Origin of the sequence: Collinsella sp. AM41-2BH, assembly GCF_003468085.1 — a bacterium.
GTDB lineage: Bacteria > Actinomycetota > Coriobacteriia > Coriobacteriales > Coriobacteriaceae > Collinsella.
The window spans coordinates 1-7024 of the sequence record NZ_QSGH01000032.1; the positions used below are offsets into that span (position 1 = coordinate 1).

Genomic DNA, 7024 nt, shown 5'->3' on the forward strand with positions numbered 1-7024 from the left:
AGAAGGGGGGAGGCCTCGCGGCCTCCCCCCTTTTTTGAGTTTACGGGTTTTGTCTCACATAGTAGCTGTGTTTTATAACCCTCGTTTGTCGCATCTTCTGTGAACGGGCTACAATAACTTAGTCTGTGCGATATGGAGGTGAACATGGCTGAAGCTGGTATCGGCGTTGATATCGTCGAGATTTCCCGCATGAAATCAATTCTTGAAAAGACGCCGTCGTTTGCTCGGCGTGTGTTTACCGAAGAAGAGCGTGCGTATTGCGATGCATCATCGCGTCCCGCTGCTCACTATGCGAGCCGCTTTGCTTCGCGCGAGGCGGTGCTTAAAGCTCTCGGCACGGGTTTTAGTCAAGGTGTAGGTCGCAAGGATGTTTCGGTAACGCGTGATAAACTCGGCAAACCGAAGGCTCTGCTTTCGGGCCGTGCTCTCGAGATCGCTCAAGAACTGGGTGTTGTTGAGGTCGCTCTTTCCATTACGCTTACGGGAGACTTGGCCGTTGCGAATGCCATCGCGATTACCGAAGATGCTCGGCCTAAGCCAAAAGAGGAAAAGGTGAGCACCAAGGAACGCGTTGCACAAACTTTTAAAGAGGCTCGCTCGGTTTTAGATGAGCTTGAGCAACTGCAAAATTCAGCTTTGACGGAGCACCTGGGCGATGCTTCGCAAGATACGCTAGGAGCATAGATGAAACCGGTTTTGAGTACCGAGGAAGTCGTTCGCCTCGAGGATATTATCGAACGCGAAGGAACTTCGAAGGCCGAGCTTATGGAACTGGCGGGTGAGTTTGCTGCTAGTGAAATTCTAAAACTTAATCCCGATCGCGTCCTGGTTCTGGTCGGTTTTGGCAACAACGGTGGCGACGGCTGGGTCGCGGCTGATATCTTGAGCCATAAGGGCGTTGACGTGGATATCGTGTCTCCGGTCGAGCCGGATGAGATTCCTGCCGCTCTGGCTCGCCATGTTGCCCGCCGTACCGCCGGTCGTGACGTGCATGTGTGTGTCGGTCCCTCGCGAGATGAGCTTGAGGTTTTGATCGATAAGGCCGATGTTGTTGTTGACGCTATCTTTGGTACTGGTTTCCACGGTGACCTGCGTGCACCGTTCTCCATCTGGATTCCGACAGTTAACGACTGCGCCGACCATGTGGTGTCTATCGATGTTCCTTCGGGTCTGAATGCCGAGACCGGTGTTGTCGACGACGAGTGCATCCGTGCCGAGCGCACGGTCACGATGATCACGCCCAAGATTGGCCTCTACAGCGCTGATGGCCCTGAGTACGCCGGTGATCTGGTGTGCGGTAGCCTCTATGATCGTCTTGATGAGGTCATCGATGATGTCGACCACGCCGCCGAGATTGTCGAGCCCGGTGACTTGGTGGATTTCTTTGCTCCGCTGCCCACGAATATCGATAAGTATTCTCGCGGTTCCGTCCTTATTGTTGCCGGCTCGGCGCAGTATCCTGGCGCTGCCATTATGGCCGCCAAGTCTGCTGCCCGTGCGGGTGCCGGCTATGTGGCTGTCGCGACGCCCGATGCGTGTGCCAATCTTATTCGTATGGCACTCCCCTCGATTCCGGTTTTTGCTATTCCGTCCGATTCCCGCGGCTCTTTTGGTGCCGCTGCTCGTATGACCGTGTGCGAGATTGCAAAGAAGTACAGCTGCGTACTGTGCGGTCCCGGCATGACGACGTCTGCCGGTGCCATGCAGGTGGTTTCGGGCTTGTTGGAGCTTGATGTGCCGCTGATCCTTGATGCCGATGCGCTCAACTGCCTTTCTAAGATTGCTATCGACGGTATCGATAGCAACCCTGAGATGTACCGCCGTGAGCAACCGCTCGTCATGACGCCGCACTATCGCGAGCTTTCGCGCTTGGTTGCCGGTGAGGAGGTTAACGATCTGGGGACTGCAATCGCGGCCGCACAGAAGGTTGTCTGGGCTGCCGGTTCCGACAATCTCGTGGTTATTGCCAAGGGACCGACGACGGCTATCTGCGGCGTTGAGCGCGTGCTTTTGCCGCTCTCGGGTCCGGCGTCGTTGGCGACTGCCGGTTCGGGCGATGTCCTTGCGGGCATTTTGGCTGGCACACTGGCTACCATGCGCGATGAGATGGATCGCTGGGAGCTGCTGTATTCATATGCCGTTGCGCTTCACAGTTACGCGGGTTTTGCCGCGGCGACGGAGTACGGTGAGAAGAGCGTTATTGCGACCGATCTGATCGACTTGATCGGTCCTGCCATGGAATTAGCGGCAAAGGACGCACTCGATGATCTGGGAATCATGGACGAAGGGTCGGATGATTAATCATGAATAAAGCCGATTTGACACGCTGGTCCTGGGTTGAGATTGACCGAGGGGCGCTTCGCCGCAACACGAGGGCTTACAAGAACCTGCTCGACCCACGTCAGCGACTGTGCTGCGTGGTCAAGGCCGATGCCTATGGCCATGGTGCCGTCGAGTGCGCCAAAATCATGTACTCGGCCGGAGCCGACATGTTCGCGGTGGCGACGGTCAGTGAGGGTGTTGGGCTACGTCGGGGCGGAATTACCAAGCCCATCCTGATCTTGAGCGAGCCGCCTATCGAGGCTATCCCCACCCTGCTTGAGTTTGACATTATGCCTTCGGTCTATACGTCCGATTTCGCCCTTGCCTATGGCGAGTGCGCTGTCGCGGCAGGCAAGGTGGGCAAGTACCATCTAGCCATCGAGACGGGCATGAACCGCATCGGTGTTCACTACACGCAGGTGCTCGACTTTGTTCGTGGTATTAGCTTCCACCGCGGTATCCAGTGTGATGGCGTCTTTACGCACTTCGCAACGGCCGACGAGCCATCGGGTTGGGACTACAAACTGCAGTGCCAGCGCTTTACCGAGGCCGTTCAGGCCATTAAGGACGCGGGCTTTGAGTGCGGCATTGTGCACTGTGCCAACACACCGTCCTCGATGCTCGATCCTTCGATGCATTTTGATATGATTCGCGCCGGCGTTGGCTTGTACGGCATGCAGCCGTGCGAGTTGAGCAGCCGCGTGATGCAGCTGGACCCCGTCATGAGCGTTCACGCGCGCGTGACACGTGTGGCACATCCTGCAATGGGCGAAGGCGTGGGCTACGGTTTTACCTACCGCGTACCGCGTACGCGCGTTCAGATCTGCACGCTGCCGATTGGATATGCCGACGGCCTATCGCGTACACTTTCCAATCGTATGGATGTGCTGTATCGCGGCGAGCGCGTGCGTCAGGTTGGCAATATCTGCATGGATCAGTTTATGGTCGCCATTCAGTCCAACCCGGCACACGAGATTCCCGAGGCCGAGTATGGTGACGAGATGATCATTGTCGGCCGCGATGGCGATGCCGAGATCACTATGGACGAGATGGCCCGACTGCGCGGCACGATTAATTACGAGGTCGCCTGCGGCTTTGGCATGCGTCTCGACAAGGTCTACGTGTAGGAGCCGCTATGGGTGTCATGCACATCCCCGGACATAGTCACCAGGCGCCGCGCGAGGTTGCGCTCGAGGAGATTGAGGCTGTTTTAGGCGACTGCCATCTCTGTCAGCTCTATCAGTCACGCCATAACATCGTGTTTGGCGTGGGAAACCCCCACGCCCGCGTAATGTTTATCGGTGAGGCACCGGGTCGCAACGAGGATCTGCAAGGCGAACCGTTTGTGGGGGCGGCGGGCGAGGATCTCAACGGCATCCTGTCGCTGGCTGGCCTCAAGCGCGAAGACGTCTACATTGCCAACGTGCTTAAGTGTCGCCCACCGGGAAATCGAAATCCTCGGCCCGAGGAGGTGCTGGCCTGTTCACCGTTTTTGCGTGAGCAGATTCGAAGCATTTGGCCCGATATCATCGTGACGCTCGGTAACCCCGCGACGCACTTTGTGCTTAAGACCGAGATCGGCATCACCAAGCTGCGCGGCAGGTTCCATCAGATGGGGCATTTTGTGGTGATGCCCACGTTCCATCCGGCGGCGGCGCTGCGTAATCCGGCGTGGCAGGAGCTGCTGGAGGAAGACTTTAAGATGCTGGGCGACTATCTGGAGCGGCATCCCGCGCCAGAGGGTGCCTCGGAATAATAAGGAGCATATATGTCCCTGGAGCGCCTGGGGGTAGGTATTTATAAAACGGCTTGCTCTGCCGATACGGAGCATTTTGGCGAGCTGGTTGCGCCGTGCCTGGAAGATGGTGATGTGCTGATCTTGACCGGCGGCCTCGGGGTGGGCAAAACCCACTTTACCAAGGGCGTTTCGCGTGGTCTGGGCGACGGCCATATGGTCACGAGCCCCACATTCGCACTCATGGCCGTTCATGACCAGGGACGTATTCCGCTGTTCCACTTTGACCTGTACCGTCTGGAGCATGCTTACGAGCTCGAGGATACGGGCATTTTCGATGTACTGGGCTATGAGGGTGCGTGTCTGCTGGAGTGGGGCGAACAGTTCCAGGACGAACTGACAGACGAGTATCTTTCGGTAACGCTTAAGCGTGATGAGAACGATAGCGACGTGCGAACGATAACGCTCGAGGCGCACGGCGAGCGCGCAGCGGAGCTTTCCGATTTGATTGATAAGGCTGTACAAGATGAGCTTGCATAACGATAACGCGCTGGTGGTGGCGCTCGATACTTCGACCGATATGCTTGCCTGCGCGGCAAGCTGGATTGATGGGCGGACGGGCGAGGCGAAGCTGGTGAGTGGCGACCATATGTGCCGTCGCCATGCCAATGTGGAGCTCGTGAATACCGTTGATGGCGTGCTGGCTCAAGCCGGTCTGGATCGCAGCGATGTTGGTTGCTACGTGGTCGGCCGCGGCCCGGGGTCGTTTACGGGTGTGCGCATCGGCATCTCCACTGCCAAGGGCCTCGCGTGCGGTGCCAATGTTCCGCTGCTGGGCGTGTCGACGCTCGACGCTTGCGCTTGGACGGCGTGGAAGGCTGGCGTGCGCGGCAAGCTTGGTATCTTGGCCGATGCTATGCGCGGTGAGGTATATCCGGCGCTGTATATGCTGGTCGATGAGGGCCCCGAGCGTCAGTTTGAGCGCGAGCACGTGGTCAAGGCTGCCGTGGCGCTTGATGAGTGGCGCCAAGTCGCGGACTGGGACCAGGTTCAGCTGACTGGCGACGGTCTCGTGCGCTATGGCAAGCTGCTGGGCGAGGATGAGACCGCTCGCTGTGTGGAGCGCGGCTTGTGGTGGCCTTCGGGCGAGGGCCTCCTCCTTGCGCATGCCGCGGGTGACGGCGACCCGGCCCGCGTCCTACCGATCTATACGCGCCTTTCTGATGCCGAGGAAAACGAGCGCAAACGCCTCGGTCTTGCCGAGAGCGCGCAGAGTGAAATTACGGGCGTCGCCGATGAGCTCGCCGGTCGCCATCTGCAATTCCGCCCCATGGGTGCGGCGGACGCCGAGGGCGCAAGTGCGCTGGAGGCCGCCTGCTTTGAAGGTGCCGGGCACGAGGCGTGGACGCCGGGCATGTTCCTGTCCGAGCTGGGCGAGGATGTTGCGGCGCCGCGCAGCTGGTGGGTGGCGCACGACGACGGTCAGCTGTTGGGGCTTGCCGGTGGCATGGTCGTAGACGGTGACGTGCAGATTCTGGATGTTGCCGTCGACCCGAAGCATCGCCGCGAGGGTATTGCCCGCAAGCTGCTGTCGCACGTGAGCTACGATGCCCAGATGCTCGGCTGTACGACCGCCTCGCTCGAGGTTGAGGATGGCAACGAGGGCGCTATTGCGCTCTATGCCTCCCTGGGCTTTACCGAGGCGGGCCGCCGCCGCGGTTACTACGGTGTTGGCAAAGATGCCATCGTCATGACGGCGCCGCTGCCCTTGGTGCTCCCGGTCGACAACGCTTCGCCCGAGCCGACGGCAGCTGAGCAGCGTATATGGCCGCTACCTGCACCCGAGCGCACCGTTGAGGAGCGCGCCGAAATTGAGCGCCGTCGCCTGGTGATTGCCATCGAGAGTTCGTGCGATGAGACGGCTGTGGCGATTATCGACGCGGACGGTAATATGCTGGCCAATCAGGTTTCGACGCAGATCGATTTTCATGCCCGTTTTGGCGGCGTAGTGCCCGAGATTGCTTCGCGCAAGCACGTTGAGGTTATCGTGAGCGTCGTGGACGCGGCGCTCGAGGATGCCGCGGCATCGCTTGGTCTTGAGGGCGGAGCCATCGCGCCGAGCGAACTCGCTGCTGTTGGCGTGACGCAGGGTCCGGGCCTGGTGGGTGCCCTGGTGGTGGGCGTCGCCTTCGCCAAAGGCTTTGCCTATGCCGCCGGTAAACCGCTCGTGTGCGTCAACCATCTGGAGGGTCATCTGTTCGCCAACCTGCTGGCGCAGCCCGATCTCAAGCCGCCGTTTATCTTCACGCTCGTCTCGGGCGGTCATACCATGCTTGTTCACGTCAAGGCGTGGGGCGACTACGAGGTGCTCGGCGAGACGCTCGACGATGCCGTGGGTGAGGCCTTCGACAAGGTGGCTAAGGCGCTGGGCCTGGGCTATCCCGGCGGCCCCATCATTTCCAAACTGGCCGAGACAGGCAATCCCCGCGCGATTGACTTCCCCCGTGCACTCAATAGCAGGGGAGACTATCGATTCTCGCTTTCGGGCCTTAAGACGGCCGTGACGCTCTACATTGAGCAGGAGACCAAAGCCGGGCGTACGATTCATCTGCCCGACCTGGCGGCTTCGTTTGAGGCTGCGGTCTTTGACGTTCAGTACAAGAAGGCCAAAAACGCCCTGCACGCCACCGGGTGCAAGGAGTATTGCATCGGCGGTGGTGTCTCGGCTAATCCGCATCTGCGCGAGATGATGATCAAGAAGCTCGGGCGTCAGGGGATCCGCGTAACGGTGCCACCGCTTTCGGCGTGCACCGACAACGCCGCCATGATCGCAGAGGTTGCTCGCCGTAAATTCGACCGAGGAGAAATCTCGCCGTTCGACGTCGATGCCGATCCGAACATGACGCTGTAGCCGCAAAGGTGCGATCCCCGGCGCTGCCCGGGCGCCAACGGCCGCATATGAACTTT

General features: G+C 59.5%; 6 protein-coding genes. All 6 read left to right on the plus strand.

Features of this window, described 5'->3' with window-relative positions; genetic code table 11:
* Positions 1-144 precede the first annotated feature (144 nt).
* The 6 genes from acpS to tsaD are packed head-to-tail and all read left to right on the plus strand — an operon-like array spanning position 145 to position 6968.
* On the plus strand, positions 145-684 hold the full coding sequence (acpS, locus tag DW899_RS10145) for a holo-ACP synthase (RefSeq protein ID WP_055310749.1): 540 nt from the start codon (positions 145-147) through the stop codon (positions 682-684).
* The gene (locus tag DW899_RS10150; protein ID WP_117800992.1) at positions 685-2301 is read left to right on the plus strand and encodes an NAD(P)H-hydrate dehydratase; all 1617 of its coding nucleotides are present in this window, start codon (positions 685-687) and stop codon (positions 2299-2301) included.
* Between the two features lie 2 nt (positions 2302-2303).
* The gene (gene alr / locus DW899_RS10155; protein WP_117800994.1) at positions 2304-3449 is read left to right on the plus strand and encodes an alanine racemase; all 1146 of its coding nucleotides are present in this window, start codon (positions 2304-2306) and stop codon (positions 3447-3449) included.
* A gap of 8 nt (positions 3450-3457) precedes the next feature.
* A complete protein-coding gene (locus tag DW899_RS10160) occupies positions 3458-4078 on the plus strand; it encodes a uracil-DNA glycosylase (RefSeq protein ID WP_117800997.1) in 621 nt (206 codons plus the stop codon).
* A gap of 12 nt (positions 4079-4090) precedes the next feature.
* Positions 4091-4597, plus strand: coding sequence for a tRNA (adenosine(37)-N6)-threonylcarbamoyltransferase complex ATPase subunit type 1 TsaE (gene tsaE / locus DW899_RS10165; RefSeq protein ID WP_117801000.1), 507 nt, complete (start codon positions 4091-4093; stop codon positions 4595-4597).
* Positions 4584-6968, plus strand: a complete 2385-nt coding sequence (tsaD, locus tag DW899_RS10170) for a tRNA (adenosine(37)-N6)-threonylcarbamoyltransferase complex transferase subunit TsaD (protein WP_117801003.1) — start codon at positions 4584-4586, stop codon at positions 6966-6968. The genes tsaE and tsaD overlap by 14 nt, the downstream gene beginning before the upstream one ends.
* Positions 6969-7024: the final 56 nt, after the last annotated feature.

Excerpts from the sequence above, each read along its gene's own strand:
- alr (WP_117800994.1), top strand. The coding sequence starts at position 2,304 with ATGAATAAAGCCGATTTGACACGCTGGTCCTGGGTTGAGATTGACCGA.
- acpS (WP_055310749.1), top strand. The coding sequence starts at position 145 with ATGGCTGAAGCTGGTATCGGCGTTGATATCGTCGAGATTTCCCGCATG.
- tsaD (WP_117801003.1), top strand. The coding sequence starts at position 4,584 with ATGAGCTTGCATAACGATAACGCGCTGGTGGTGGCGCTCGATACTTCG.
- DW899_RS10150 (WP_117800992.1), top strand. The coding sequence starts at position 685 with ATGAAACCGGTTTTGAGTACCGAGGAAGTCGTTCGCCTCGAGGATATT.
- DW899_RS10160 (WP_117800997.1), top strand. The coding sequence starts at position 3,458 with ATGGGTGTCATGCACATCCCCGGACATAGTCACCAGGCGCCGCGCGAG.
- tsaE (WP_117801000.1), top strand. The coding sequence starts at position 4,091 with ATGTCCCTGGAGCGCCTGGGGGTAGGTATTTATAAAACGGCTTGCTCT.